Annotated in this window: 20 protein-coding genes and 1 pseudogene; 11 read left to right on the plus strand and 10 right to left on the minus strand. The window is 74.5% G+C overall.

Annotated elements, in window-relative coordinates; translation table 11 throughout:
* Positions 1–49 precede the first annotated feature (49 nt).
* The 3 genes from KBZ10_RS20135 (at position 50) to msrB (ending at position 2,469) form a co-directional block, all read left to right on the plus strand.
* Positions 50–517, plus strand: coding sequence for an indole-3-glycerol phosphate synthase (locus KBZ10_RS20135; RefSeq protein WP_210989069.1), 468 nt, complete (start codon positions 50–52; stop codon positions 515–517).
* 59 nt (positions 518–576) lie between these two features.
* The gene (gene murC, locus KBZ10_RS20140) at positions 577–1,983 is read left to right on the plus strand and encodes a UDP-N-acetylmuramate--L-alanine ligase (protein ID WP_210989070.1); all 1,407 of its coding nucleotides are present in this window, start codon (positions 577–579) and stop codon (positions 1,981–1,983) included.
* Positions 1,984–2,061: 78 nt separating this feature from the next.
* On the plus strand, positions 2,062–2,469 hold the full coding sequence (gene msrB, locus KBZ10_RS20145) for a peptide-methionine (R)-S-oxide reductase MsrB (protein WP_210989071.1): 408 nt from the start codon (positions 2,062–2,064) through the stop codon (positions 2,467–2,469).
* Here msrB and KBZ10_RS20150 read toward each other — a convergent pair.
* From KBZ10_RS20150 to KBZ10_RS20180, 7 genes are all read right to left on the minus strand, one after another.
* The gene (locus KBZ10_RS20150) at positions 2,397–2,945 is read right to left on the minus strand and encodes an AraC family ligand binding domain-containing protein (RefSeq protein WP_210989072.1); all 549 of its coding nucleotides are present in this window, start codon (positions 2,943–2,945) and stop codon (positions 2,397–2,399) included. The genes msrB and KBZ10_RS20150 overlap by 73 nt on opposite strands.
* A 119-nt stretch (positions 2,946–3,064) precedes the next feature.
* Complete coding sequence (gene treZ / locus KBZ10_RS20155) at positions 3,065–4,822, minus strand: malto-oligosyltrehalose trehalohydrolase (protein WP_210989073.1); 1,758 nt, start codon at positions 4,820–4,822, stop codon at positions 3,065–3,067.
* A 203-nt stretch (positions 4,823–5,025) separates the two neighbouring features.
* Positions 5,026–5,958, minus strand: a complete 933-nt coding sequence (locus KBZ10_RS20160) for a GNAT family N-acetyltransferase (RefSeq protein WP_210989127.1) — start codon at positions 5,956–5,958, stop codon at positions 5,026–5,028.
* 277 nt (positions 5,959–6,235) lie between these two features.
* Positions 6,236–7,897: an FAD-dependent monooxygenase gene (locus KBZ10_RS20165; protein WP_210989074.1), complete on the minus strand. Its 1,662-nt coding sequence runs from the start codon at positions 7,895–7,897 to the stop codon at positions 6,236–6,238.
* A gap of 193 nt (positions 7,898–8,090) precedes the next feature.
* On the minus strand, positions 8,091–8,567 hold the full coding sequence (locus KBZ10_RS20170; RefSeq protein WP_210989075.1) for a DUF2231 domain-containing protein: 477 nt from the start codon (positions 8,565–8,567) through the stop codon (positions 8,091–8,093).
* 388 nt (positions 8,568–8,955) lie between these two features.
* Positions 8,956–9,537: a TetR/AcrR family transcriptional regulator gene (locus tag KBZ10_RS20175; protein WP_210989076.1), complete on the minus strand. Its 582-nt coding sequence runs from the start codon at positions 9,535–9,537 to the stop codon at positions 8,956–8,958.
* Between the two features lie 138 nt (positions 9,538–9,675).
* Positions 9,676–11,991 (minus strand): MMPL family transporter, encoded by a 2,316-nt coding sequence (locus KBZ10_RS20180; protein ID WP_210989077.1) that lies wholly within the window; start codon positions 11,989–11,991, stop codon positions 9,676–9,678.
* Between the two features lie 278 nt (positions 11,992–12,269).
* Between KBZ10_RS20180 and KBZ10_RS20185 the strand changes: the two genes are divergently transcribed.
* A complete protein-coding gene (locus tag KBZ10_RS20185) occupies positions 12,270–12,881 on the plus strand; it encodes a TetR/AcrR family transcriptional regulator (protein WP_210989078.1) in 612 nt (203 codons plus the stop codon).
* A 295-nt stretch (positions 12,882–13,176) separates the two neighbouring features.
* Positions 13,177–13,746 carry a DUF1707 and FHA domain-containing protein gene (locus KBZ10_RS20190; RefSeq protein WP_210989079.1) on the plus strand — a complete coding sequence of 190 codons (570 nt, stop codon included), beginning with the start codon at positions 13,177–13,179 and terminating at the stop codon, positions 13,744–13,746.
* 317 nt (positions 13,747–14,063) lie between these two features.
* On the opposite strand, the gene treY is transcribed toward KBZ10_RS20190, so the two are convergent.
* Both treY and glgX read right to left on the minus strand, forming a co-directional pair.
* Entirely contained in the window at positions 14,064–16,574 is a 2,511-nt protein-coding gene (gene treY, locus KBZ10_RS20195; protein ID WP_210989080.1) for a malto-oligosyltrehalose synthase, read from the minus strand.
* 195 nt (positions 16,575–16,769) lie between these two features.
* Entirely contained in the window at positions 16,770–19,001 is a 2,232-nt protein-coding gene (glgX, locus tag KBZ10_RS20200; protein ID WP_210989081.1) for a glycogen debranching protein GlgX, read from the minus strand.
* 361 nt (positions 19,002–19,362) lie between these two features.
* Here glgX and KBZ10_RS20205 point away from each other — a divergent pair, with 361 nt between their 5' ends.
* Positions 19,363–20,601: an SAV2148 family HEPN domain-containing protein gene (locus tag KBZ10_RS20205; RefSeq protein ID WP_210989128.1), complete on the plus strand. Its 1,239-nt coding sequence runs from the start codon at positions 19,363–19,365 to the stop codon at positions 20,599–20,601.
* 95 nt (positions 20,602–20,696) lie between these two features.
* On the plus strand, positions 20,697–21,467 hold the full coding sequence (locus KBZ10_RS20210) for an exonuclease domain-containing protein (protein WP_210989082.1): 771 nt from the start codon (positions 20,697–20,699) through the stop codon (positions 21,465–21,467).
* A 27-nt stretch (positions 21,468–21,494) separates the two neighbouring features.
* Here KBZ10_RS20210 and KBZ10_RS20215 read toward each other — a convergent pair whose 3' ends face one another.
* Complete coding sequence (locus KBZ10_RS20215; RefSeq protein WP_210989083.1) at positions 21,495–22,364, minus strand: phosphotransferase enzyme family protein; 870 nt, start codon at positions 22,362–22,364, stop codon at positions 21,495–21,497.
* Between the two features lie 232 nt (positions 22,365–22,596).
* On the opposite strand from KBZ10_RS20215, the pseudogene KBZ10_RS29615 reads away from it, so the two are divergent.
* The 4 genes and pseudogenes from KBZ10_RS29615 to KBZ10_RS20235 all read left to right on the plus strand — a co-directional run.
* Positions 22,597–23,025: pseudogene (locus tag KBZ10_RS29615) on the plus strand (nucleotide disphospho-sugar-binding domain-containing protein); the annotation flags it as partial.
* 161 nt (positions 23,026–23,186) lie between these two features.
* On the plus strand, positions 23,187–24,299 hold the full coding sequence (locus KBZ10_RS20225) for a CDP-alcohol phosphatidyltransferase family protein (RefSeq protein ID WP_210989084.1): 1,113 nt from the start codon (positions 23,187–23,189) through the stop codon (positions 24,297–24,299).
* A gap of 113 nt (positions 24,300–24,412) precedes the next feature.
* A complete protein-coding gene (locus tag KBZ10_RS20230) occupies positions 24,413–25,483 on the plus strand; it encodes a hypothetical protein (RefSeq protein WP_210989085.1) in 1,071 nt (356 codons plus the stop codon).
* Between the two features lie 85 nt (positions 25,484–25,568).
* On the plus strand, positions 25,569–26,078 hold the full coding sequence (locus tag KBZ10_RS20235) for a hypothetical protein (RefSeq protein WP_210989086.1): 510 nt from the start codon (positions 25,569–25,571) through the stop codon (positions 26,076–26,078).
* The last annotated feature ends 19 nt before the right edge of the window (positions 26,079–26,097 follow it).

Raw genomic sequence — 26,097 nt, forward strand, 5'->3', positions numbered from 1 at the left:
GATGGTTTCTGTAGGGCCTCCGGGCCCGAGAGGAAGAAGGGCGCTCGCCGTGTTCACCTCCGTACTCATGATCGAGAAGCCGCTGGTGCCCGCCGACGTGGAGCTCGTCACCACGCTCCACGGGGACGAACCCGTCGCGTTCGTCGTGCTCATGCAGCCCCACGGCGACCAGGACCGGCTGCTCAGAGCCCTCGACGACGTGGCCCTCGGCGAACTGGGGGAGGCGATCCGGGAGGCGGACGAGCCCGAGGGCGAGGAAGCCGCCGGCCCGGCGGAGCGCGCCCTCGCCCACTCCCTGGAGTCCCTGCGCGCGGCCGGCGCCGAGGCGGTCGGGCAGATCGTCGAGGAACACCCGCTCGACCTGCTGAAGAGCGTCGTCGAACAGACACGCGCCGACGAGGTCATCGTGCTCACGGCGCCGCACCTCGTCGAGGAGTTCTTCCACCGCGACTGGACCTCCCGCGCCCGGCACAAGGTCGGCGTCCCGGTGCTCAAGCTCTACGCCCACACCGAATAGGCTGAGGCCGCTCAGATCCCCGGGCCGGCCGGCCCGCAGCGACCCCAGGAGATACCCGCATGGCACCCGCCGTCCCGTCCGCCATGGACCGCCCGCACTTCATCGGCATCGGCGGTGCGGGCATGTCGGGAATCGCCAAGATCCTCGCCATGCGGGGGGCCCGCGTGGCGGGCAGCGACTCCCGGCACTCGGCGACCGCCGAGGCGCTGCGCGGGCTGGGCGTCACCGTGTACATCGGCCACGCGGCGGAACATCTGGCCGCCGACGCCAGCTGCGTGGTGGTCTCCAGCGCCATCCGCGCCGACAACCCGGAGCTGGCGGCGGCCGCCGAACGCGGCATCCCCGTGATCCACCGCTCCGACGCCCTCGCCGCCCTGATGGAGGGGCTGCGGCCGATCGCCGTCGCCGGCACCCACGGCAAGACCACCACCACCTCCATGCTCGCGGTCGCCCTGACCACCCTCGGCCGCGATCCCTCCTACGCCATCGGCGGCGACCTGGACGCCCCCGGTTCCAACGCCCTGCACGGCAGCGGCGAGATCTTCGTGGCCGAGGCGGACGAGAGCGACCGCAGCTTCCACCAGTACGCGCCCGAGGTTGCCGTCGTGCTCAACGTGGAACTGGACCACCACGCCAACTACGCCTCCATGGAAGAGATCTACGAGTCCTTCCAGATCTTCGCCGGCCGCATCCGCCCCGGCGGCACCCTCGTCATCTCGGCCGACCAGGCCGGCGCGCGGGAGCTCACCGCGCGGATCACCGCCGAGGGGGCGCCGGGCCGGGACCTGCGGATCATCACCTACGGCGAGGCGGAGGACGCCGACGTCCGCATCGTCACCATCAAGCCGCGTGGGCTGACCAGCGACGTCACCGTGCTGTTCGACGGCCGCGTGATCACCTTCACCGTCTCCGTCCCCGGCCGCCACTACGCGGGCAACGCCGTCGCCGCCCTCGTCGCGGGCAGCGCGCTCGGCCTGCCCGTGCACAACCTTGCCTCCGCCCTCGGCTCGTACACCGGCGTCAAGCGCCGCCTCCAGCTCCGGGGCACCGCGAACGGCGTGCAGGTCATCGACTCCTACGCCCACCATCCCACCGAGATCGCCGCCGACCTGGAGGCCATCCGCGGCGGCGCCGGCGACGGCCGGGTCCTCGTCGTCTTCCAGCCGCATCTCTTCAGCCGCACCCAGGAGCTGGGCATCGAGATGGGCGAGGCCCTGACCCTCGCGGACTCCTCCGTGGTCCTGGACATCTACCCGGCCCGCGAGGACCCGGTCCCCGGCGTCACCAGCGCCCTGATCACCGACGCGGCCACCGCCAAGGGCGCCGACGTCCGGGCCGAGCACTCCATGGCGGCGGTGCCGGAACTGATCGCGGGAATGGCCCGGCCCGGCGACCTGGTTCTCACCATGGGTGCGGGCGACGTCACCGAGCTGGGCCCGGAGATCCTGGCCCGGCTGCAGAGCTGAACCGCGGCCGGGCCGGCCGGCGCGCCGCCCCGCACACACCGACGCGTGCAGCAGCACAGCACGAGGAGAGGACCGCAGATGCCGTACGAGATCGACAAGACGGACGAGCAGTGGCGCGCGGAGCTGTCCCCGGCCGAATACGCCGTGCTCCGCCAGGCGGGCACCGAACCCGCGTACACCGGTGAGTACACCGGCACCAGGACCGCCGGCGTCTACTCCTGCCGGGCCTGCGGCGCCGAACTCTTCCGCTCCGACACCAAGTTCGAGTCGCACTGCGGCTGGCCGTCCTTCTACGACCCCAAGGAGTCGGACGCCGTCGAACTGGTCGAGGACCGCTCGCACGGCATGGTCCGCACCGAGGTGCGGTGCGCCCGCTGCGGCTCCCACCTCGGCCACGTCTTCGAGGGCGAGGGCTACCCGACGCCGACGGACCAGCGGTACTGCATCAACTCCATCTCGCTGCGGCTGCTCCCGGACGAGGGCTGACGCAGATTCAGCCGCCCGCCCCGGAACCGGAGCGCGGGCGCCGGAACCGCGCGGGTGTGGTGCAACTCCTCTCCGGCACGGGCGAGAGCGGTGTGCAGCTGCTCGATCCGGCGGCGCGGCAGCCCGTCGCCGAGCACCGGGGCGTCCACCGCACGGCCCGTCAGACGCCGCGGCAGCACGGAGTCGTCGAGGTAGAGGCTTGCACCTGCGGAACCCGGACGCCGTGACGGCCCGGCCGTCAGGGGGACACCGGGCAGCAGCAGGAGAACGGTGGCGCCGACGGCCGCCCCGTGGCGGCGGCCGAGCGCGAAGTCCACCGAGCCGTCGTCGAGGATCACCAGGTCCCACGTGCCGTGGGTGTCGGCCGGGTACGCGTGGCCGGTGAAGTGCGCGTGGAAGACATCGGCGATCCGGGGGACCGGCGGTCTCCGGGCTCTGACGGAGGCGCGGGGGCGGTCGGAGGCCGTGCCGGGCATGCCGGCAACGTACAAGACCGGCGGAGCGCGGACACGGCAGGCCCGTGACCCCGGCCGGAGGGCCGGAGCGGCCGCTCCCGCCGGCCGGCACCGTTCCGCCGCGCCCCGAGGGCGCGGTGTCAGGGCACGGCCAGGACCGCCGCCGACTCCGGGGGCAGCCGCACCACCCCGTCGGCGCCCGGGGCCCCGCAGTCGCCCCACGCCGCCAGCACCCGGGCGTGCGGGGCCCCGGCGGGCACGCGGGCCGCACGCCCGGCGGACAGGTTCACCACGGTGCGCAGCGCGCCCCGGCCGGCGCACAGCCAGCGTTCCGCGCTGTCGTAGGAGACCTTCACTCCGGCGAGACCGGGATCGGCCGGCTCCGGCAGCGCGCGGCGGAGCGCGATCAGCTCGCGGTGCCAGGCCAGCAGCCGGGTGTGCGGATCGCGGCCCGGCTCGTCCCAGTCCAGGCAGCTGCGCGCGCGGGTCGCCGGGTCCTGTGGATCGGGGATGTCCTCCTCCGCCCAGCCGTGCGACGCGAACTCCCGCCGCCGGCCGCGCCGTACGGCCTCCGCCAGCTCGGGGTCCGGGTGGTCGGTGAAGTACTGCCAGGGCGTGCGGGCGCCCCACTCCTCGCCCATGAACAGCATCGGCGTGCAGGGCGAGGTGAGGACGAGCGCGGCGGCGCAGGCCAGCAGGCCGGGGGAGAGGCCGGCGGCGAGCCGGTCGCCGAGGGCCCGGTTGCCGATCTGGTCGTGGGTCTGGGCGTAGGCCAGCAGCCGGTGTGCCGGGGTGGTGCGCGGGTCGAGCGGGGCGCCGTGTGAGCGCTCCCGGAAGCTGGACCAGCCGCCGTCGTGGAAGAAGCCGCCGGTGAGGGTCTTGGCGAGGGCGTGCAGCGGGTCCTCGGCGAAGTCGGCGTAGTAGCCCTGCTGTTCGCCGGTGAGCGCGGTGTGCAGGGCGTGGTGGAAGTCGTCGTTCCACTGGGCGTGGAGTCCGTGCCCGCCCGCCGCGCGGGGAGCGGTGGTGCGCGGGTCGTTGACGTCCGACTCGGCGATCAGGAAGAGCGGCCGGCCGGTCCGCGCGGCCAGCGCGTCCACGGCGGCGGAGAGTTCGGCGAGGAAGTGCCGGGCCCGGTCGTCGCGCAGGGCGTGCACGGCGTCGAGCCGCAGGCCGTCGGCGCGGTAGTCCCGCAGCCAGGCCAGGGCGCTGCCGGTGAAGTACGCGCGGACCTCGTCGGAGCCGGGGGCGTCCAGATTGACCGCGGCGCCCCAGGGGGTGTGGTGGCGGTCGGTGAAGTACGGGCCGAATTCCGGGAGATGGTTGCCGGAGGGGCCGAGGTGGTTGTGGACGACGTCCAGGACGACGCCGAGCCCGTGCCCGTGCGCCGCGTCGATGAACCGTTTGAGCCCGTCGGGCCCGCCGTACGGTTCGTGCACCGCCCAGGGCGCCACACCGTCGTAGCCCCAGCCGTGGGTGCCGGGGAACGGGCAGACGGGCATCAGTTCGACGTGGGTGATGCCCAGGGCGGCGAGATGGTCCAGCCTGCGGGCGGCTGCCCCGAAGGTGCCCTCGGGGGTGAACGTCCCGATGTGCAGCTCGTACAGCACGGCTCCGGCCAGCGGCCGGCCGTACCAGGGATGCCGCCAGTCGAACAGGCCGTGGTCCACCACGGCGCCCGTGCCGCCGGGGCCGTCGGGGAGGCGCGGGGCGCGGGGGTCGGGGCGCACGGGGCCGCCGTCCAGGGCGAAGCCGTAGCGTGTGCCGTCCGCGGCCGGTGCCTCCGCCCGCCACCAGCCGGGGCGGAGGGGATCGCGCTCCATGGGGGTGACGGCACCGTCGCCGTCCTCCATGTGCAGCGCGACGGTACCGGCCCGCGGGGCCCACACCTCGAAGTCCACGGATGCTCCTCCTGCCGGTGCTCGCGTCGGGGCCGCGCGCCGGCGCCCCCGCCGGCCGGGAACGGCCGGGCCTCCATGCTCCGCGATCGGGGGCGGGGGCGCAGCAGGACGCCGCCCCGGTCCTTGCGGGCCGGGGCGGCGTCCTGGGTGATCGATCGCAGGCTCGCGGGTCGTCCGCCCCGTCAGCCGTCAGCCGTCAGCCGTCAGCCGTCGGCGGGCGGCGGCACGAGGCAGATCCGCTCCTGCGTGATGGGATAGCCCGCCTTGGCGAAGGCCGCGGCCATGGGGAAGTTGCCCTGGTCGGTGGCGGCGGCGATACGGTCCGCGCCCTCGGCGGCCAGCTTGTGCGTGCACTCGGCCAGCAGTTCGTACGCGTAGCCGTTCCCCCGGTGCTCCGGCAGCACTCCGATGAAGCCCACGCAGGGACCGTTCGGGTTGCGGGCGGGAATGTGCACACCGGCCAGGGTGCCGTCCGGGGCGTGGGCCAGCTGCCACCACTCGCGGGGCGACGGGCACCAGTGGAAGAAGTCCAGCTCCTCCTGGGCCGCGGCCTCGGCACCGTGCCGGGCCGCGGTGTTGCGGGTGCGGGCGTCGAGGCTGCCCTCCGCGATCCGGATGAGGGCGTCCAGGAACACGGCGTCGTCCGGCTCGGCGCGGAAGCGCAGCCGGCCCGGCCGCTCGGGCAGGCCGCAGCCGGGCGTCCAGTCGTAGCGGAAGCGTTCGACGAGGAGCCGCAGCCCGGCGGCGCGCGCCGCGCCGAGGCGGCGCTCGGCGGCGGCGCGCACCCGCGGGAGGTCGCGCCAGCCGGTGGGGAGCACCAGTTCGTATTCGGTCCGCAGGGGGGAGTCGCGCAGGAGTCCGGCGGCTGCCTCGTCCTCGCCCTCGGCGAAGTCGAACCAGTCGAGCATGACCGGCTCCGTGTCGCCGGGAGCGCCCCACCAGGCGGCGCGCGCCACGACGCGGCCGTCGCGCAGCGCGATCCGGGTCCAGTCGGGGCGGTACTCGCCGCCCTCGTGCACGGGACGGTAGTGGTGCCCCAGCAGGGTGCGGCCGACGAGGCCGGTGTCCGGGTGGGAAAGGGAGGTGAACAGATGTGCGTCGCTCTCGGTGAGCGCGCGGAAGACCAGCTCGGTCAGGGGTCCTTCCGGGAAACGGGGTGCACGCTCCCGGACGGCGCGGTCAGCTCAGCCGTGGGACGCCCGGCGGACGGGGCGGGAGCATGGCATGGCGGTGATGTGCATGGCTCTCGCCTCCTCTCCGGCCGGTCGTCGGGCGTCAACGGTGAACCTAACGGCCCGGGTTGGGATTGTCGAACGCATTTCCGCAGGGCCGTTCCCGGGGCGGGGGCACGCTCCGGCCTGCGCCGTTCCGTGCGTCCGGGTCCGCCACCGGGTACGGGCCCCGTTCCGGCCGTCAGCCGGTGAGGTGACCGGGGTGGTGCGGAACGGCGCCCGGGAGCATGCGCGGTCCCACCGCCGACAGGACGGAGGCCGCCGTGCTGCCCGCGCCCGCGGTGTACCGGTCCGGGCGGACGAGGATCACGGGTGCCGCCGCTCCCCTGCCCGGGCCGGTGAGCCCCGCCCACTCCTCCTCGGAGAGGAAGACCGCCGGTATCCCCGCCCAGGCCCGGTCGTCGCCGGCCGGCCAGGTCTCCCCGGGACGGGTCCGGACCACCCAGGTGAAGCCGCGGGGGGCCAGCCGCTGGTGGAGCCGCCGGCCGTCACGCAGCACGGGGTCGGGCAGTCTGCCGCCCGCTGCGGGGCGCGCTCCCCGTCCGGTGCCCGCTCCGCCCGGGCCGCCGTCCCGGTAGCCGATGTCGAGCATGCCGACACCCCGGCCGAGGCGGGCCTGCACGGGGCCGCGGCCGAGCAGGGTGGGCGCGACCGTGCCCAGGAGGGCGCGCGTCATGCCGGTACGGGTGGTGAGCGCGCTGGTCGCGCGGGCGGTGCCGCGCACCATGGCCCGGGCCACGGGCCGGCGTTCGGCCTCGTAGCTGTCGAGCAGGGCCTCGGCCCGGGCGGGTTCGGTGTGCCGGGCGGCGGCCAGCTTCCACAGCAGGTTGTGGGCGTCCTGCACCCCGGTGTTGAGTCCCTGGCCGCCGACGGGGCTGTGGATGTGCGCGGCGTCGCCGGCGAGGAAGACGCGGCCGCGGCGGTAGTGGTCCACCAGGCCGTGGCTGAGGGCGAACTGCGACCGCCAGGTCACGTCGTGACTGCCGAACGCGATTCCGGCGCGGCTGCGGACCAGCTCGTCCAGGAAGGGCGCGTCGAGCGTGAGGCGTTCGTCCTCGCGGACTCCGGGGACGTGCGCGATGATGCGCCAGCGGCGGGGCTCCGGCATGGGGACGATCAGCAGCAGGCCCTCCGGACCGAGGAAGACGTGCCCTTCGTCCTCGGTGAGTTCGGCGGTGGTCAGGACGTCGGCCAGGACGAACACCGCCCCGGCGTCCGAGCGGTCGAGCCGCAGTCCGGAGGCTTCGCGGACGCGGCTGCGGCCGCCGTCGCAGCCGATCACCCACCGGGCGCGGACCGTTTCGCGCCGGCCGTCCCCGTGCGCCAGCATCGCCTCCACCGAGTCGCCGTCGTCGCGGAGGTCCTCCAGCGCGACGCCCCACTCGACGGCGCCGCCTCCCGCGGTGAGGTGCGATTCGAGGATGTGCTCGGTGGCGTACTGGGGGACCGACAGCCAGAAGGGGTAGGCGGTGTCGCCCCACGGGAGGCCCAGCAGGTCGACGCGGACGGGGGCGCGGTGCCGGGTGTTCACGTTGAGTGCCGCGAACCGGGCGCCCGCGGCCAGGACGCGGTCGGCCACCCCCATGGTCTCGAAGACCTCCATGGTCCGGGCGTGGACGACCAGCGCCTTGGAGAAGCCCGAGCGGCCCGTCGCGCGGTCGATGATCCGTGCCGTGAGGCCGTGGCGCCGGGCCTCGCAGGCGGCGGTCAGCCCGGTGGGCCCGGCGCCCACGACGAGGACGTCCACCTCGGCGTCGTCCGGCCGTCCCGCCGTTCCGGCGCCGGAGGGGGCCGTGGCGGGCCCGGTGTGGTCCGTGTGCTCGTGGCCGTGGTTGAGGGGCATGGGGTGTCCTGCCTTTCCGTTGCGGGGTGTGAACCGGTCCTGCGGAGGCCGTTCTGCCTCGGGGGCGCCGGGTGCGGCTGCCCGGGTTCGGTCGTCGATGACCCGGACCGGATGTCTCCACGGTAAGGAAGTGAGACAGCAATGTCTAGTTTTTCTCGGTGTGTGACGGAGCGCGCACCCACGGCACCCGCGCTCACGCGGTCCAGGCGGCCTCCGCGCCGCTGTGGCCGATCCGTACCGTCTGGACACCGGTGCCGACCGCGCCCGCCAGCGCGACGAGGACCGCCACCACCAGCGCCGCGCCCGCCCGGGAGGGGGCGCCGCCGCCCGTGCCCCCGGAGCGGGCCCCGCGGCGCTGCAGCCAGTACAGGGCGGCGGCGCCCGCGGCGAGGGCGGCGACCCAGGGCAGCAGCGTCCCGCCCAGTTCCGCGTGACGCTCCACGAGTGCCGTCTCCTTGACGCTCTCCTCCAGCGCCGTGCCGGACTGGGTGGTCACCGGGACGAGCACGAGCGCGAGGAGGCTCAGGGCCAAGGGCAGCGGACCCGCCCACGCCCGGAACCGGGGCCACAGCGCAGCGAGCGCGACGGCGGGGGCCGCGGCGAGCGGGACGGCCACCGTGAAGTGGACGACCAGCGGGTGGATGGGCAGGCCGGAGATGGTGTCGAACACGTCCGCTCCATGGGGTCGGGTGAGGTGGGGGAGGACAAGGGGCGCCCGCGGTGACGGGAGGGCGCGGACCGGTCGTTGCCGTGTCCGGCCGGGCGGGAGGGCGGGCCGGCCCGGGGAACCGGCCGGTCCGTGACCGGGTGGGGCGGGGAAGGGACGCCGGGGCGGTTCGCGCGTTCCGGGCGCCGGTGCGGTAGCGGGGTGCCGTGCCCGTGACGGGAAGCCGTGCCCGTGACGGGAAGCCGTGCCCGTGGCAGGGGGTGACACCCCCGGGCGCTGGGCGGACGCGCCGGGACGGGCCGGCAGCCGGTGCGGGGAACCCGTTGCCCGCCAACGGGGCGGTTCCCCGCGAACGGGGGGCGGGGCCGTGAGCGACGGCCGCCCGCGGCCGTCAGTCCGCCGTCGCCACGCCCTCGGTCAGGGTGCGGAAGACGAGATCGGCGACCGAGGGACCGTCGGGCGCGGCCGCGCCGGCGGTCCGCACACCGGCGACGAGCAGCGAGGCCATGGCCGTCACCACCCAGGCGGGCGGGACGTCGGCCCGGACGCGGCCGGCCTCCTGGCCGCGTCGCACCGTCTCCACCAGCGGGGCGAAGACCTCGGCGCGTTCGCCGAGGAACGACGGGTCCTGGTCGGCGCCCTCCGCGAGCAGGGCCCGGAACCGCACACCGGTGGGTGCCAGGGCGTCGACGGCCCGGCGCAGCGCCTCCAGGGGATCGCCTTCGGACGGACGGGAAGCGGCGATCGCGTCCCCGGCCCGTTCGAGCGCCTCGGCGCGCATGGCCTCCAGGAGCTTCTGGCGGGTGCTGAAGTGCCGGTAGAGCGTGGCCCGGGTGAGCCCGGCGGCCTGCGCCACCTGGGCCATGGAAGCTCCCGGGTTGTGTGCCAGGGCCTGGGCGGCGGCGTCCAGCAGGGTCCTGCGGTTGCGCTCGGCGTCGCTCCGCGACGCGCCTGGGGTATCGGTGGCCGGCACGGCTCCTTCCTAGCAGCCGGTCCCGGCTGCTGGCAAAGCTCCCCCGCACCGCGTCCGCCGGCGGGGCCCCGGGGGCCGGGGGCGGAGCGGACGGAGCCCGGTCCGGGCGGGGAGGCCGCCCGGACCGGTTCCCGTCCGTCACGGGCGCTTCCCGGGCACCCGTCCGTCCTCGGGGGCGCGGTGCGGGGGCTGCCCGCCCGGCGTCCCGTTCGCGCCGCCCGGTGTTCCGGCACCGGCCGGGCGCTCGTACCCGGCCGTGTCGCCCGCGGTGCCACCCGCCGTGTCGCCCGCGGTGCCGCCGGCCGGCTGCCGGCCCTTGTCCGCCGCCTCGCCGGGCAGCCGGGGCAGCAGCCGCTGCAGCGGGCGCGGCATCCACCAGGCGGCCCTGCCCAGGACGGCCATCACGGAGGGGACGAGGACGAGCCGGACGAGGGTGGCGTCGATCGCGATGGCGACGGCCAGGCCGAAGCCGAAGAGATTGACGACCCGCTGGTCGTTGAGCTGGAAGCTGCCGAAGACGACGACCATGACGGAGGCCGCGGCCGTGATGACCCGCGCGGTGGCGGCGATGCCGTCGCGTACGGAGCCCCCGGTGTCGCCGGTGCGCAGATACTCCTCGCGGACCCGGCTCAGCAGGAACACCTCGTAGTCCATGGAGAGCCCGAAGAGCACGGCGAAGAGCATGATCGGGGCGAAGGACTCCACCGGCCCCGGCTCGGCTCCGAGGAGCCCGGCGCCCCAGCCCCACTGGAAGACGGCGACCACGACGCCGTAGGCGGCTCCCACGGAGAGCAGGTTCATCACCGCGGCCTTCAACGGCACGACGAGGGAGCGGAATTCGACCGTCAGCAGCAGGAAGCTCAGCCCCACCACGAAGGTCATGAACCAGCCCATCTCCCGGCCGAGCCGGTCGGCGAGGTCGATGGCGGTGGCGGTGGAGCCGCCGACGTGCGCCTCGGCGCCCTCCGTGTCCTCCACGGCGCCGGGCAGGACGTCGTCCCGCAGCCGGTGCACCAGCTCCTCGGTGGACTCCTCGTCCGGGGAGCCCTCGGGGACGACGGTGTAGAGGGCGGTCGTCCCGCTCTCGTCGAGCTGCGGCGGGCGCACCTCGGCCACGCCCGCGGTCTTCTCCAGTTCGGTGCGGAGGCCGGCGGCCTGCTCCCGCACCTCGGTCGGTGACCCGTCGCCGCCGAAGTCGGCGGTGACGACGAGGGGGCCCGTCCAGCCGGGGCCGAAGTCGTCCGTGACGAGTTCGTAGGCGCGGCGCTGGGTGGTGTCCTCGGGGGCCGAGCCGTCGTCGGCCGTGCCGAGGCGCAGGGAGAACAGCGGCAGGGCCAGGGCGACGAGGGTGACGGTCGAGGCCAGCAGGTACGGCCAGGGGTGGCGCTGGATGTGGGCGGTCCAGCGGTGCCAGCCGCTCGCCCGGCCGCTGCCGTGGTCGAAGCGGAGCCGCCGGACGCGGAACCGGTCCAGCCGGTCGCCGAAGACGGCCAGCAGGGCGGGGAGCAGGGTGACCGCGGCCAGCAGGGTGGCGGCCACCGTGAGGGCGCTGGCCAGGCCGAGGGCCGAGACGAAGGGGATGCCGATCAGGTAGAGGCTGAGGATGGCCACGATCACCGTGGCTCCCGCCACCAGCACGGACCGTCCGGCGGTGGACAGCGCCAGCGGGATCGACTCCGCCGGGGCGTGCCCGGCGCGCATGGCCTCCCGGTGCCGGGTCACGACCAGCAGGGCGTAGTCGATGCCGACCCCGAGGCCGATCATGGCCGCCACCACGGGACCGGAGGTGCCGATGGTGGTGAGCCCGGCGGCCAGATGGACGGCCGACAGCCCCAGGACGAGCGCGAACAGGGCCGTCACCAGCGGTACGACCATGGCGAAGACCGAGCCGAAGGCCACCAGCAGCACCAGCACCGCGGCGGCCAGGCCGATCGCCTCGCTGCCGGACGGGCCGCTCTCGGTCTGGAGCACGGCACCGCCGAACTCGACCTGCGCGCCCGTGTCCCGCACCGGTGCGAAGGCTTCCTGCGCGGCCTCCACCGACTCGGCGGGGACGTCCTTGGCGCGCTCCTCGAACCGCACGGTGGCCATGGCGGTCCGCCCGTCCTCGGAGACCATGGCCGGCCCGGGTCCGTACGGGGACTGCGCCGCCGCCACGCCGTCCGTGCCGCGCACCTCGGTGAGGGAGTCCGCGACGGCCTTCTTCACCTCCGGCGAGGTCACGTCCCCGTCGTTGTGGATCACGACCTGCATGCCGTCCCCGGACATGTCCGGGTAGCGCTCGCGGAGGGTGTCGTAGGCGGCTTGGGAGTCGGAGTCGCTGAGCGTGAGGTCATTGCTGAACTCGCCGCCCGAGCTGCGGGCGGCGAGGCCGGCGCCGAGCACCGCCAGCAGCCAGAGGGCGATCACCAGCCATCGGTGCCGCACGGAGAAACGGGCCAGGGAAGAGAGCACGACAGCCTCCATCGGTCAGGGTGTGCGGGGGCCGGACCCACTCCGCGACATGTGCATTGACGCTAGAGTAGACATGTGTCTACTCAGGTGGCAAACAGGTGTCAGGAGGGTGGGGGTGGGCGGCCCGGCGCCGAGCCGGCCGCGACGGGACCGCGCGGACCCGCAGGACCGGCGTTGCGGAAGGAGCAGGCCGCCGAGGAAGATCGGGGGCGAGCGCGACCGGCGGGCCACCGACCGCACCTGTCCCCGGCGGCGCGACCGGCGAAACAGGAGGAACGATGACCGTACGGCCACCCGGATTCGGCAGCCCCCGGGCCGAGCGGCGGGAGAAGGCCCGGGACCTCGTGGTGGAGACGGCGCTGCGGCTGTTCTCCGAGCGCGGATACATCGGGGTCAGGGTCGAGGACATCGCCACCGAGGCGGGCATCTCCCGGGCCACGTTCTACAAGTACTTCTCCGAACGCGAGGAGATCCTCGCCGAGCTCTTCGCCCGGCTCCTCGGCCGCGAGCCCGTCCCGGCCCCGCCGGGCGGCACCGACCGCACCCTGGAGCGCGTGGAGGACCTGCTCGTCGCGACGGCCGGGCGCATGCTGCGGGACGAGGTGCTGGCCCGCTTCGTCTACACCCTGCCCATCCGCCATGCCGCGCTGCTCGGCGAGGGCGCGCGGCCACCGGTGCTGGACACGGTGGAGACCATGCTCACCGAGGCGGCCGGCGCGGGCGTGCTCCGCTCCGACGTGCCCGCCACCCTCCTCGCGGCCCATGTGGGACGGGCCTACGAGGCCGCCATGCGGGACTGGGCGGAGCGGCGCTGCGAGGACGCCCCCGACCGGGTGCGGCTGCTCCTCGGCCTCGCCTTCCACGGCATCGCGGCCCCGGACGGAAGCTGACCCGGACCGGAGGGGGCCCGGGCAAGAGCCGACCCGGGCGGAACAGGCCCCGACGGGAGCCGGCGCCTGTGGGAGTTGACGTGGACCGGAGCCGGCCCCGCCGGAGCCGGCCCGGACCGGGGCCGACGGGCACCCGGGCGCCCCGGGCCAGGGACCGGTGCGCGAGGGGCTGGCCGCCCAGCCGCCCAGCCGCCCAGCCGCCGGGCCGCCGCGCCGCCGCGGGCCGCCCCTCCGGTACGGTCCTGGTACACAGCGCACTGGACATGTCAGGGCCCGTGATCGGAGAATCGTTCCCGTGACGTCCTCCCACGAGCTCCAGCCCTGGCCGGGACCCGTCCCACGCGGCCCCGCCCGGGTGTCGGACGCCGACCGGGACCGGGCGATCAGCCGTCTCCGGGAGGGCGCCGCCGAGGGGCGGCTGTCCCAGGACACCTTCCTGCGGCGGATGGAGCTCGCCCTCGCGGCGCGCGGCCACGACGAACTGCGCGCCCTCACCTCGGATCTGCCCCACGAAAGCCGCTGGTCCCGTGCCGTGTTCGGCTCGGTGGCGGCCGTCTCCTCCTTCACCCTGCGGCTGCGCCGGGCCTGGCAGACCGAGCGGCTGCCCCGGCTGCTGCTCCCCGAACCGGGCCCGCGGCCGCTGCGCATAGGGCGGGAACCGGCCAACGGCCTGCGGCTCGGCGACGAGACCGTCTCCCGCTTCCACGCCGAGCTGGTCTCGCGCGGCGGGATCTGGATCCTGCGCGATCTCGGCTCGGCCAACGGCACCTGCGTCAACGGCCGCCGGGTGACGGACACGGCCGTCGTGCACCCCGGCGACCAGGTCAGCTTCGGCCGCCTCAGCTTCCGCCTCGCCTCCCGCTGACGGACCACCAGCATCCGGCGCCGCAGCGCACGCTGACCGAGCGGCGCCCGGTCAGCGCCCGGGGGGAAGCGCCGGCCGCACCGGCACGCCGCCCCGGCTGCTCACACGGCCAGTAGCGCCACCGGCCACCGGTCCACCAACCCCGACCGCTGCCGGCCCGGTACGCGGATCTCCCGCCCGGCCGGGGTACGAGCACCTTCGCTGCCGAGATCCACCCCGCCGAGGCGGCCCCTTGGCCCGGTCGGTACCGGTACCGGGGCCGACCCGGTTGCCGGGTCCGTCCCCCGGGCGCCGCTTGCCGACGGCTCCGTCGCAGCTCAGACACGGATCAGCAGCGCCGCCGGCCACCGGTCCAGCATCTCCGCGAGGGCCACCGTCCCCTCCGCCTCCGCCCCGGTCAGCCGGTCCCGCCAGCGGCCCGGGGGCAGCCGCAGCGCGGTGTCCCGCCAGCCGCCCGAGCGCTCCAGCAGCCGCGAGAGCCGCGTCACGACCGTGACCGCCCGCCCGGAGCGGCCGAAGGCCACGCAGTGCTCCGCCGCCGGGCCCTCCGCGGTCAGCGGCTCGTACGAGCCGGCCCGTCCGAACCAGTCCGGGTGCTCCCGGCGCAGTCGGAGAGCGGCCGCGGTGAGCCGCAGTTTCTCCTCCGGCAGGCCCTGCGGCGGCCGCCCCTCGTCGAGGCCCGCCAGCGTCTCCGGGCGCGCCCGGTGGGGCGGCCGGTTGTCCGGGTCGACCAGGGCCCTGAACTCCCCTTCGGTGCCCTGGTAGAGATCGGGGACGCCCGGCATCGTGAGGTGGACGAGAGCGCCGCCGAGGATGTTCGCGCGGGCGTGCGCGCCCAGCGCGCGGGCGAAGGCCACGGCCGCCGGGTGCGGCGGCCCGCAGGGGCCCGCCTCCGTGAACGCCCGTACGGCGTCCTCGTACGCCCCGTCGGGCTCGGTCCAGGTGGTCCGCAGCCCCGCCTCCCGCGCGGCCTTCAGCACGGCCGGGACGAGCCGCTCCGCCGGCAGGGGCCCGGACAGCCCGTAGCCGAGGCCGAAGGCGGTCTGCCAGGCGGCCCACGCCAGATGGGCGTCCGGCACCCCGGCGCCGCTCGCGCGCGCCGTCTCCTTCGTCAGGAGCTCCACCAGTTCGGCCCACTCCAGGGGCACCTCCGACAGCAGCGCGATCCGCGCCCGGACGTCCGCGCTGCGCTTGGTGTCGTGCGTGGACAGCACGGTGCCCGTCTCCGGCCAGTCGCGCTGCAGCCGCGCGCAGAACGCATGGAACTCCTCCGGGGAGACCCCCGGCCGGTCCGGCTCGCCGCCCACCTCCGCGGCCGACAACAGCGGTGTGTACCGGTAGAAGGCCGTGTCCTCGGCCGACTTGGCGCGCAGCGCGGAGGAGGTCTGGGCGAAGCGCGCACAGAACTCGCGGTGGGCCGGGGAGTCCCCGGCGGTGCCGAGCGCCAGCTCGCGCACCAGGTCCACCGCCCCGGCCTCCTCCGGCACGGCGAAGGCCGCGCGCGCCCCCTCGGCCGCCCGGCGCAGCATGGCCGCGTCCCGCTCCGGCACGGCCTTCCCCGGGGCGGTGTACGGCCGGTAGACGGGGACGCGCAGCAGCAGTTCCCGGATCGCGGTGCGCAGCGCCCAGGGGGCGTGGTCGGGCGGCGCGGGCGCCGTCTCGCAGACGCGGAGGGCCGCGCGGGTCAGCGCCGACACCTCGGCGTCCAGCTCCCGCTCCAGCACCTCGCGCGCGGCCCGTTCGGCCGTGGCCGCCCACGCGCCGCCCAGGCCGTCCGCGACGCCGGTGAACTGCCGGTGCAGCGTGTCGAGTTCGCGGGCGCCCGCCGGGTCGGTGAACAGGCCGTCGGCCCGGCGCAGCGCGTCGTATCCCGTGGTGCCGGCGACGGGCCAGCGGCCCGGCAGCTCCTCGCCGCCGGTCAGGATCTTCTCCACCACCGTCCAGCAGCCGCCGGTGGCGTCCCGGAGCCGCCGCAGATAGCCCTCCGGGTCGGCCAGCCCGTCCGGGTGGTCGACGCGCAGGCCCTGGACGACCCCGTCGCGCAGCAGCCGCAGCACGGTGGCGTGGGTGGCGCCGAACACGGCCGGGTCCTCCACCCGCACCCCGATGAGCCCCGAAATGGTGAAGAACCGCCGGTAGTTCAGCTCGGTGCGGGCCAGCCGCCACCAGGCCGGCCGGTACCACTGGGCGGCCACCAGTTCGGGCAGCGGCAGCCGCTCCGTGCCCGGCCGGACCGGGAACACGTGATCGAAATAGCGCAGTACGTACCCGCCCCCCGTTCCGGCGTCCCTCCCGTCCTCCCGTTCGAGCCGGAAGTGCCGCAGTTCCCCGTCCAGCCGGCCACCGAGGACCGGCAGGAGTATCCGCCCCCGGCGCGCGCCGGGGGCGCTCGGGGCCCCCGCCTCCCAGTCGATGTCGAACCAGCGGGCGTACGGCGAGCCGGGGCCGTCCCGCAGCACGCTCCACAGCGCCCGGTTCAGCCGTTCCGGAACGGGGACGGCCATGTGGTTCGGCACGATGTCCAGGACGATGCCCAGCCCGTGGGCCCGCGCGGTGGCCGCCAGCCGCCGCAGCCCGGCCTCGCCGCCCAGCTCGGCCCGTACGGCGGAGTGGTCCACCACGTCATAGCCGTGACCGGAGCCCGGTACGGCCTCCAGGACGGGCGACAGATGCAGATGGGAGACGCCGAGCGCGGCGAGATGGGGAACGGCGGTCTCGGCCGCGGCGAAGGGGAAGTCCGGCTGTATCTGCAGGCGGTATGTCGCGGTCGGCACGGCGCCGGGCGCGGCGGGCGGACCCGGGGGCGGCGCGAGCGGCTCGGAAGTCATGGCAAGGATGTACCCGGACGGACGCCGTCCGTGCCTGCTGAACGGCGCATCCGGGCCACCCCGGACCACCCGCGCCCGTTGCGCCGTCCGGGTGAGGAGAGGGGAGCGGCCGGGACGGTCCGGGTCCGGCGGGCCCGGCGAGGAACGGCCGGGTCCGGTCAGGCCCGGCCAGGTCCGGCCAGGTCCGGCCAGGACTCAGGCCGGGCGCTGCAGTACGGTCAGGCTGCGGTCGACGAGGGTCAGCCGGTCCCCGGCCTTGACCTTCCGCCCGGTGCCCGGCTCGACACCGCGCGGGAGCGCCGTGTCGACGACGACCTGCCACTGCCGCCCGTGGTTCACGGGAACGGTGAAGTCGAGAGCCGAGTCCCCGGCGTTGAACAGCAGCAGGAAGGAGTCGTCCCGGATCCGTTCGCCGCGCGGGCCCGGCTCGGAGATCGCGCTGCCGTTGAGGAAGACGGTGAGGGACTTGGCGTGCGCGGCCTGCCAGTCCCGCTGCGTCATCTCCTCGCCGTCCGGGGTGAACCAGGCGATGTCGGAGAGCTCGTCGTGCGTGCCCTCCACCGGCCGGCCGTGGAAGAAGCGGCGCCGCCGGAACACCGGGTGGTCGCGCCGCAGCCACACCATCGAACGGGTGAACTCCAGCAGCTCCCGGTCGGTGCCCTCCTCCTCGGCCCCGCGCCCGCGCGGGCCGCCGCGCCGCCCGCCCCGCCCGTCCCGGCCGCGCCCGCGGGCGGCCTCCTCCGGGCCCCCGTCCCCGTCCCCGCTCTCGCCGCCGTCGCGGGCCGGCCAGTGCACCCAGGCCAGCGCGTTGTCCTGGCAGTAGGCGTTGTTGTTGCCGGCCTGCGTGCGCCCGAACTCGTCACCGTGGCTGAGCATCGGGACACCCTGGGAGAGCATCAGGGTGGCGATGAAGTTCCGCTGCTGCCGGGAGCGCAGGGCCAGCACGCCCGGGTCGTCGGTCGGCCCCTCCGCGCCGCAGTTCCAGGAGCGGTTGTGCGACTCGCCGTCCCGGTTGCCCTCGCCGTTGGCCTCGTTGTGCTTGCGGTCGTAACTCACCAGGTCGCGCAGGGTGAAGCCGTCGTGGCAGGTGACGAAGTTGACCGAGGCCAGCGGGCGCCGGCCGTCGTCCTGGTAGAGGTCGGAGGAGCCGGTGATCCGGGAGGCGAACTCGGCCAGCGTGCGCGGCTCGCCCCGCCACAGGTCCCGCACCGTGTCGCGGTACATGCCGTTCCACTCGGTCCAGAGCGGCGGGAAGTTGCCGACCTGGTAGCCGCCTTCGCCGACGTCCCAGGGCTCGGCGATCAGCTTCACCTGGCTGACGACCGGGTCCTGCTGGACCAGGTCGAAGAACGAGGACAGCCGGTCCACCTCGTGGAACTGGCGGGCCAGGGTCGCCGCGAGATCGAAGCGGAAGCCGTCCACCCGCATCTCGGTCACCCAGTAGCGCAGCGAGTCCATGATCAGCTGGAGCACGTGCGGGCTGCGCATCAGCAGGGAGTTGCCGGTGCCCGTGGTGTCCATGTAATAGGTCGGGTCCTCGGTCAGCCGGTAGTACGAGGCGTTGTCCAGGCCGCGGAAGGAGAGCGTCGGGCCCAGGTGGTTCCCCTCGGCCGTGTGGTTGTAGACCACGTCGAGGATCACCTCGATGCCGGCCTGGTGCAGCGCGCGCACCGCCGACTTGAACTCCAGCACCTGCTGGCCCCGGTCGCCCCAGGAGGCGTAGGCGTTGTGCGGGGCGAAGAAGCCGATGGTGTTGTAGCCCCAGTAGTTGGCGAGACCGACATCGACCAGCCGGTGGTCGTGGACGAACTGATGCACGGGCATCAGTTCGAGTGCCGTCACCCCGAGCTCGGTCAGATGCTCGATGATCGCGGGGTGCGCCAGCGCGGCGTAGGTGCCGCGCAGCTCCTCCGGCAGTGCCGGGTGCAGCATCGTCAGGCCCTTGACGTGGGCCTCGTACAGCACGGTCCGGTGGTAGTCCGTGCGGGGCGGCCGGTCGTCGCCCCAGTCGAAGTAGGGGTTGATGACGACCGACGCCATCGTGTGCGGGGCCGAGTCGAGGTCGTTCCGCTCGTGCGGCTTGCCGAAGTGGTAGCCGTAGACCGCCTCGTTCCAGTCGATGCTCCCGCTCATCGCCTTGGCATACGGATCGAGCAGCAGTTTGGCCGAGTTGCAGCGGTGGCCGCGGCCGGGATCGTACGGGCCGTGGACCCGGAATCCGTACCGCTGTCCCGGCATGATGCCCGGCAGATAGGCGTGCCGCACGAAGGCGTCGGACTCGCGGAGCTCCACCGCCGTCTCCGAACCGTCGTCGTGCAGCAGGCACAACTCGATTCTCCGCGCGGCTTCCGAGAAGACCGCGAAGTTGGTGCCGGCGCCGTCGTACGTCGCGCCGAGAGGATACGCCTGTCCGGGCCAGACCTGCATGATGTCGACTCTTCCACTCCTGATCCGGGCTCCGCGGGACGGGATGGCCCCGGCAGGACAGGAATCCTCGTCCAACCGGCGGCGCGCCGGGGCGCTTTCGTCGGAACTCTCGCGAAAAGGGAGCATCCTCCTACGGTTTCTCCTCGTCCTCCGGCCGGAACCTTCTGCTCCCTATGCTGTTTTACAGGGGAAAGCCGGGACAGCAGGGCAGGCGGGGGCCATGACGCGCCGTTCTCCTCCGGGGGCGGCGCGGCCCGTCATCGTTCCCTCACGGTTCCCGACGGGGTTCCGGGTGCACCGGCTCCCGCACACACAGTAGGCTCCGGTGATCGAAGACCCGGGGGCGGAAGGCGGTGCACAGGTGAGCTCGGGCGGGCTGGAGCTGCCACCTGGTGACAGTGGTCAGGACGGCGGAGCCGCGGATGTCCCTCCCGGCGCGGTGTCCCTGGCCCGGCCGATGGAGATCGGGGCGGAGCTCGACTGGGGCCCCGACGCCTGGAACGAGGTGCGGACACGCGCCCGCCGGGCCGGACGGGCCTACATATGGCTGAATCTCGTCGAACAGCGGCTGCGCGCGGTCGTCGCCGCCGTCCTCCGGCCGATCTACGAACCGGTGCACGGCGACGAGTGGGTGGTCGCCGCCGCTGGGCCGGCCGGGCACGAATGGGTGCAGCGCGCCGTCGCCGTCCGCGAGGTCAGCCGGCGGAAGGGCTATCTGCTCGACCCGGCCGACGACAACGTGCTCAGCTTCCTGACCCTGCCGCAGCTGCGCGAACTGATGGTGCAGCACTGGCCGTGCTTCGAGCCGTACCTGGACGACCGCCGCGATCTCGAACTCGCCCTGGACGAGCTGGAGGTGGCGCGCAACGTCGTCTCCCGCAACCGCGCCCTGTCCGAGGCCGTCCTGGCGCAGGCCGAACGGGCCTCCGCCCGGCTGCTGCGGATCCTGGGCACCGGGGCCGGCGCCCCCTCCTCCGACAGGCTGCCCGTCGACGCCGTGGAGGACCTGGTCGGCGACCGCTACGCGGACGTCGTCGGCGTCCACCCGGACCGGGTCCGGCTGCAGCGGCAACTGCCCGCCGAGGACCTCTTCGGCGGTGCCCGCCGGCTCGACGGGATCGGCATCGGGCTCAATCTGCTGGTGCAGAACTACTCCGGGCGGCGGCTGGTCCGCCTCGCCGAGGCCGGCTGCCGCACCCGGCTGCTCTTCCTCAACCCGGCCAGCAGCGCCGTGCGCCGCCGGGAGCGCGAACTCGGCCTGAAGAAGAACGAGCTGAGCCGCTCCGTGGAGATGAACATCCTCCACATGCGGCGGGTGCGGGCGAGGCTGCGGGACACCGGCGCCTTCCAGATCAACGTCTTCGACGAGACACCGCGCTTCACCGCCTATCTCGTCAACGGCGACGGCGCGGACGGCCTGGCGGTGGTGCAGCCCTATCTGCGCCGTGCGCGGGGCATGGAGGCGCCCGTGTTCGTGCTGCGGGGCGGGCGGCGGCAGACCCTGCGGGAGGACGGCGGCAAGGAGCGGGAGGCGGGGCTGTTCGAGACCTACCGCGAGGAGTTCGAGAGCGCCTGGGCCGACTCCCGGCCGGTGTCCTGAGCGCCGGGCCGGGGCTGTCCGCAGGCGGAGGTGTTGTCAGTGGCCGGTGGGAGAGTGGAACACATCGGGGGACGCACAACAGAAGGAGAGCCGTCATGGGCTGGCACCGCGAAGCGCTGATCGGGTTCGACCTGGAGACGACGGGCACCGACATCGAGACGGACCGCATCGTGACGGCGGCGCTCGCCGAGCTGACGCCGGACGGCGGGCCCGGCCCGGTGCGGACCTGGCTGCTCGATCCGGGCGTCCCGGTGCCCGAGGAGGCCGCGGCGATCCACGGCATCACCACCGAGCGCGCCGTGCGCCACGGTCTCCCGGCACCGGCGGGGGTGGCGGAGATCGTGGCGGCGGTGGCCGAAGTCCTCGGTTCCGGGCGGCCGTTGGCCGTCATGAACGCCCGCTACGACCTCTCCCTGCTGGACCGGGAGTGCCGGCGCCACGGCATCACCCCGCTCGCGGCCCGCCTCGGCCGGGAGCCGGGCCCGGTGATCGATCCGCTGGTCCTCGACAAGCACGTGGACCGCTACCGCAAGGGCAAGCGCACCCTTCAGGCCCTCTGCGCGCACTACGCGGTGCCGCTGACAGGGGCTCACGACGCCGGGGCGGACGCCTTCGCGGCCGCCGGTGTCGCCGCCTGCATCGGCCGGCGGCACGCCTCGGTGGGCTCCCTGGAACCGGCGGCGCTCCACGCGCTCCAGATACGGGCGGCGGCGGACCAGGCGGCCTCCTTCCAGCGCTATCTGCGCCGGACGTCCGACCCGCGGGCGCATGTGGAGCGGGCCTGGCCGCTGATACCCGCTCAGCGGGAGCGGGTGGGCGGCCCGGCGCGGGGGGCCGGCGCGGACCCGGACGGCGCGGGGGCCTGAGGCACCCCGGGTCCGTCCGGCGCACGGTCAGAACGGGTGCCAGCGGACCTCCTGGTCGCCCTCGCGCAGTGAGGCCACCCGGCGGCGGAACTCCGCCAGCGCCGCCGGGTTACCCGGCGCGCTCTGGGCGACCCAGGCGCAGCTGGCCGTCTCCCGGGCGCCGCGCAGCAGGGCGCAGCCGTCCCACTCCCGCACGTCCCAGCCGTAGCCGCGGGTGAAGGCCGCGTACTCCTCTTCCGGGAGTCCGTAACGGTCCCGGGAGAGGGCCATCACCACGAGATCGTGCTCGCGCAGATCGTGGGAGAAGGTCTCCAGATCGACGAGCACGGGGCCGTCCGGGCCGATGTGCACATTCCGGGGGAGCGCGTCACCGTGGATCGGACCGGGCGTGAGCCGGGGCGCCACCCGGGCCGCGGCCTCCGCGAACCGGTCGCGGCGCTCCCGCAGATAGGCGGCGTCGGCCGGGTCGATCGCGTCCCCCGCGAGCCGCAACCAGCGCTCGACGCCGCCCAGCAGGTCACGGCGCGGCAGGGGGAAGGGGGGATCGGGCAGGGCGTGCACCATGGTCAGCAGCTCCGCGAGGTCGGCGGCCCGGGCGGGGCGGACGGCCTCCGGAAGCCGGTACCAGTACGTCACCGGGTGGCCGTCCACGAGCCGGGCCTCCGGCTCGGCCGGCCGTACCGACGGCAGGTTCCGACCGGCGAGCCAGTGGGCGATGGCCAGTTCGCGGCGGGCCCGGTCGAGCAGCTCGGGACTGCGGCCGATCTTGACGACCGGCCCCTCGTCGCCCAGGGCCAGGACGGCGTTCTCGCCGAACGCGATCAGCGGCGCGTCGGCCGCCGCGCCGGGGTGCCCGGCGGCGGCCAGCACCTCCCGCGCGCGGCGCTCGCTGAACACCGCTGCCGCGGCTCCCGTCTCCGCTGCTGCCTCCGGCACAGTGGCCTCCGCTGGTGGTGTCGTGGTCGTGCGGTCGTGCGGTCGTGCGGTGGCATTCTCCCAGTACCGGTTGCGGGGCGGGCCGATCAGCCCTTCTTGCTATGCCCCCACCGGCTTCAGCCGGTGGGGGCATAGCGTCCTTGGGCCGGAGCCGCGCAGCGGCGGAGCGCGCTGCGTTGTCAGTGGCCCGGACGGCCGGCATGTCGTCCTGCGGATCGGCAGGTTCACCGACGCGGCCGAGCCGGGCGAGGTGGCGGCCGGCATCGAGGTGCACCGCTGGGTCCCGCAGCTCGCCGTCCTCCGGCAGGCCGACGTCTTCGTCACTCACGCGGGCATGGGCAGCTCCCAGGAGGGTCTGGCCTGCGGGGTCCCCCTGCTCGCCGTGCCGCAGGCGGCCGACCGGTTCATGAACGCCGATCTGCTGCAGCGGATCGGCGTGGGCCGGCATCTGCCCGAGGAGGAGGCCACCGCCGGGCGGCTGCGGGAGACGGTGCTCGCCCTCGCGGACGACCCCGGGGTCCGGGAACGCCACGCGGCCGTGCGGCGGGAGGTGACCGCCGAGGGCGGCACGGCCCGGGCCGGCGACCTCGTCGAGGCGGAGCTGCCCGGAGCCCGCCCCTGACCGCGGCCGTGTGCCGTGTGCGGGGCCTGGGGCGTCCATGGACACGACCACCGAAGACGACCTTTACCGGTAGGTAAAGGTTGTACGGTACCCATCTTGTCCTTTAAGTGGCCCGGTTCTTAACGTCAGGTGAACACCCGTTCCGGACAAGAGGGTTCACCATGCGCAGAGACATTCCTCCGCTCGCGGAGGTGCGCCGCACCACCGAGAAGAAGCGCGACGCCTGGTGGACGGTGCTGCTCGTGGACCCGGTGGCCACCCCGCTCGTCCGCTGGACGGCGATGCGGACCCGGATCACCCCGAACCAGATCACCTGGGCCGCGCTCCTCCTCGGGCTCGGCGCGGCCGCCTGCTTCGCCGCCGGAAGCCGGGGCTGGCTGCTGGCAGGCGCCGGGCTGTACCACCTCAGCTTCATCCTGGACTGCATGGACGGAAAGCTGGCCCGGCTCACCGGCGCCGGCACCGTCTTCGGCGCCTGGCTCGACTACGTCTTCGACCGGGTGCGGGTACTGGTCTGCGCCATAGCGCTGATGGGCGGCCAGTACTCCCGCACCGGGGACGTCGTCTTCCTGTGGCTGGCCCTTGCCGTCGTCTTCCTCGACATGCTGCGGTACGTCGACGCCCTGCAGATCTTCAAGATCCGGCACGGGATGCGCAAGCAGATCAAGGCCCGCGCCCGGGCGGCCCGGCGGGCGGACGACGAGCGGCGGGTCTCCTTCATGGAGGATCTGCTCCGCGAGAACCCCGAGGCGGACTTCGACCACGAACACCGCACCGCGGCCGACGACGACGGCCCGGCCGCCACACACCGGGAGGCCGCCGCGCAGGGCGCGGCCCCGGTGGACGGGGCCGTGGCGCACGAGGCCGCGGGGGACGGAACCGCCGGTCCGGCTTCCGCGCCCGGCGCCCCGCCCGCGGGGCCGGTCATCGACCTGCACCGGGAGTTCAAGAGCCGCTTCCCCTGGTACGGCCGGTTCCGGAACCTGCTGCTGCGCCACCGCATCCGCACCCACCTGGTCAGCGGCATCGAGTTCCAGATGGCCGTTTTCATCATCGGCCCGGCGGTGGGCGCCGTCGCCGCGGTGACCATCGGTGCCGCGGCGCTGCTGCTCCTCTTCGAGCTGGCGATCATCTACAAACTGCTGCTCTCCACCCGGGACTTCACCCGCACCCTCGCGTCCTTCGACGCGGCGGCCCCGGCCGTCCCCGCGGCTCCGGCGGCCCCGGACACCGAGACGGCTCCGCTCCACCGGGAGACGACGACCGCCGCGTGACCGGACCGGCTTGCTCCGCAAACCGGTCCGGGCGCCCGGCCGGCGCACCGGTTCGGTGAACCCGGGCGAAAGCGCCCTGAAGACCTGCTCCGCCCCGGTATCGTCCCGGAGATATGAAGGAGGAGGAGCGGGGCCTCTCGGCCGCCGGGCAGCGCCGTAAGCCGGTCGCGGGATGCGGAGCACGTGGCGGTGGCTGCTTCCTGCGCATCGCCGGGCTCTTCCTGGTACTGGGCGGCTCGGGCCATCTCCGGTTCCCGAGCCTCTACGACGCGTCGGCCTGGCGGGCGCTGCTGACCGGTATCGCGATGATCGCCGCGGGAGCGGTGGCCGTGGCACTGGGGGCGCGGCTGTCCCGCCACGGCAGACGGCACACGGCTCGCATCATCGAACGGCCCGAGGAGCTCGCCGACAACTCGTTCGTGCTGTTCCTGCGCCCGTTCGAGGAGGACCGGAAGCTGTACGAGGTGAAGGCGGCCAACACCAGGAGCCTCCGGGCCCGGTACAGCGCTCCCATCAGCCGCACGTACGAAGAGGAGATCGTCTGGTCCCTCCGCCGCCGGTTCGGCAGGGTGGTGGCGGTCGGCCGGCCCGGAGAGCGACTCCCCCTGCCCGGTGCCCACCGGTTCTACCTCCCGTTGGACGACTGGCAGCCGGTCGTCAGCGACCTGATCGGCCGGGCCCGTCTGGTCGTACTCGTGGCGGGAACGGGACCGGGCACCTTGTGGGAGCTCACCGAGGCGGTCCGCCTGCTGCCACCGGGGCAGCTTCTCCTCCTCGTGTTCGGGGACGAGGCGGCCTACCGCCGGTTCCAGGAGTGCGTGCCGGAGGTTTTCGCCGATCGAGCCGAGGAGCTGCGCCGCGAGGGCGGGGAACCAGTCCCGGCCCCCGCCTTCCCCGATTACCCTCCCTTGTGCGACCCGGCCACGGGCATCACACAGCGCGGGCTGCGGGGCATCATCCACTTCGGCCCGGACTGGACGCCGGCGTTCGTACGGTACGACTTCACCGCCGTCAGAGCCCTCACGCTGACCGGCAAGCTGCTCAAGGCCAAGCGAACCCAGCTGGACCCCGTCCTCCGGCGCACGGAGCAGGGCCTTCCCGAAGCGGTTCCACCCCGGCGTGCCGGCGTGCGATGGCCGGTGCAACGCAGGCGTGACCGCAGGGGAGTTGGGAGGCCGCGATGAGGAAGCACCCCGTTCCGGCAGCGCGGGGGAACGCCGTACCGCCGAGGACTGGCGGGGGGCGGCGCGGCGCCGGGATGATCGGCGCATGACCGACATCGGGGAAGCGCTGTGGAACGACTCCGTGGATCCGTCCTCCTACGGGGGCACGGCGAGGGACTACCAGGGTGCCGTGTTCGAGCAGTACCGCCTGTGCGTGGAGATGGCCGACCGGGTGAGTGCCCGGCGCAGTCTGGCCAACACCTTCTTCCTCTCCCTCAACAGTGTGATCGTCACCGTCCTGACCGCTCTGCTGCGGGAACTCCACGGGCGGCTGTCGACCTGGATGATGCTTCCCGGGCTGCTCGTCCTCGTCTCCATGTGCGCGGCCTGGTACGCCATGGTCCGCTCCTACCGCCAGTTGAACGCGGCCAAGTTCGCGGTCGTCGGCGCGCTGGAGGAACGGCTGCCGGCCTTCGCCTACTCCCGGGCGGAGTGGCGGGCTCTGGGTGAGGGCAAGGACTGGCGCCGGTACCTTCCCTTCACCCACATCGAGCAGTGGGTGCCGTTCATCTTCGTCCTCGCCTACCTCACGGGGTTCCTCATCCTGGCCCTGTGACCGGCGCTCTCACGCGCAA

Source organism: Streptomyces sp. F63 (assembly GCF_018070345.1).
Taxonomy (GTDB): Bacteria; Actinomycetota; Actinomycetes; order Streptomycetales; family Streptomycetaceae; genus Streptomyces.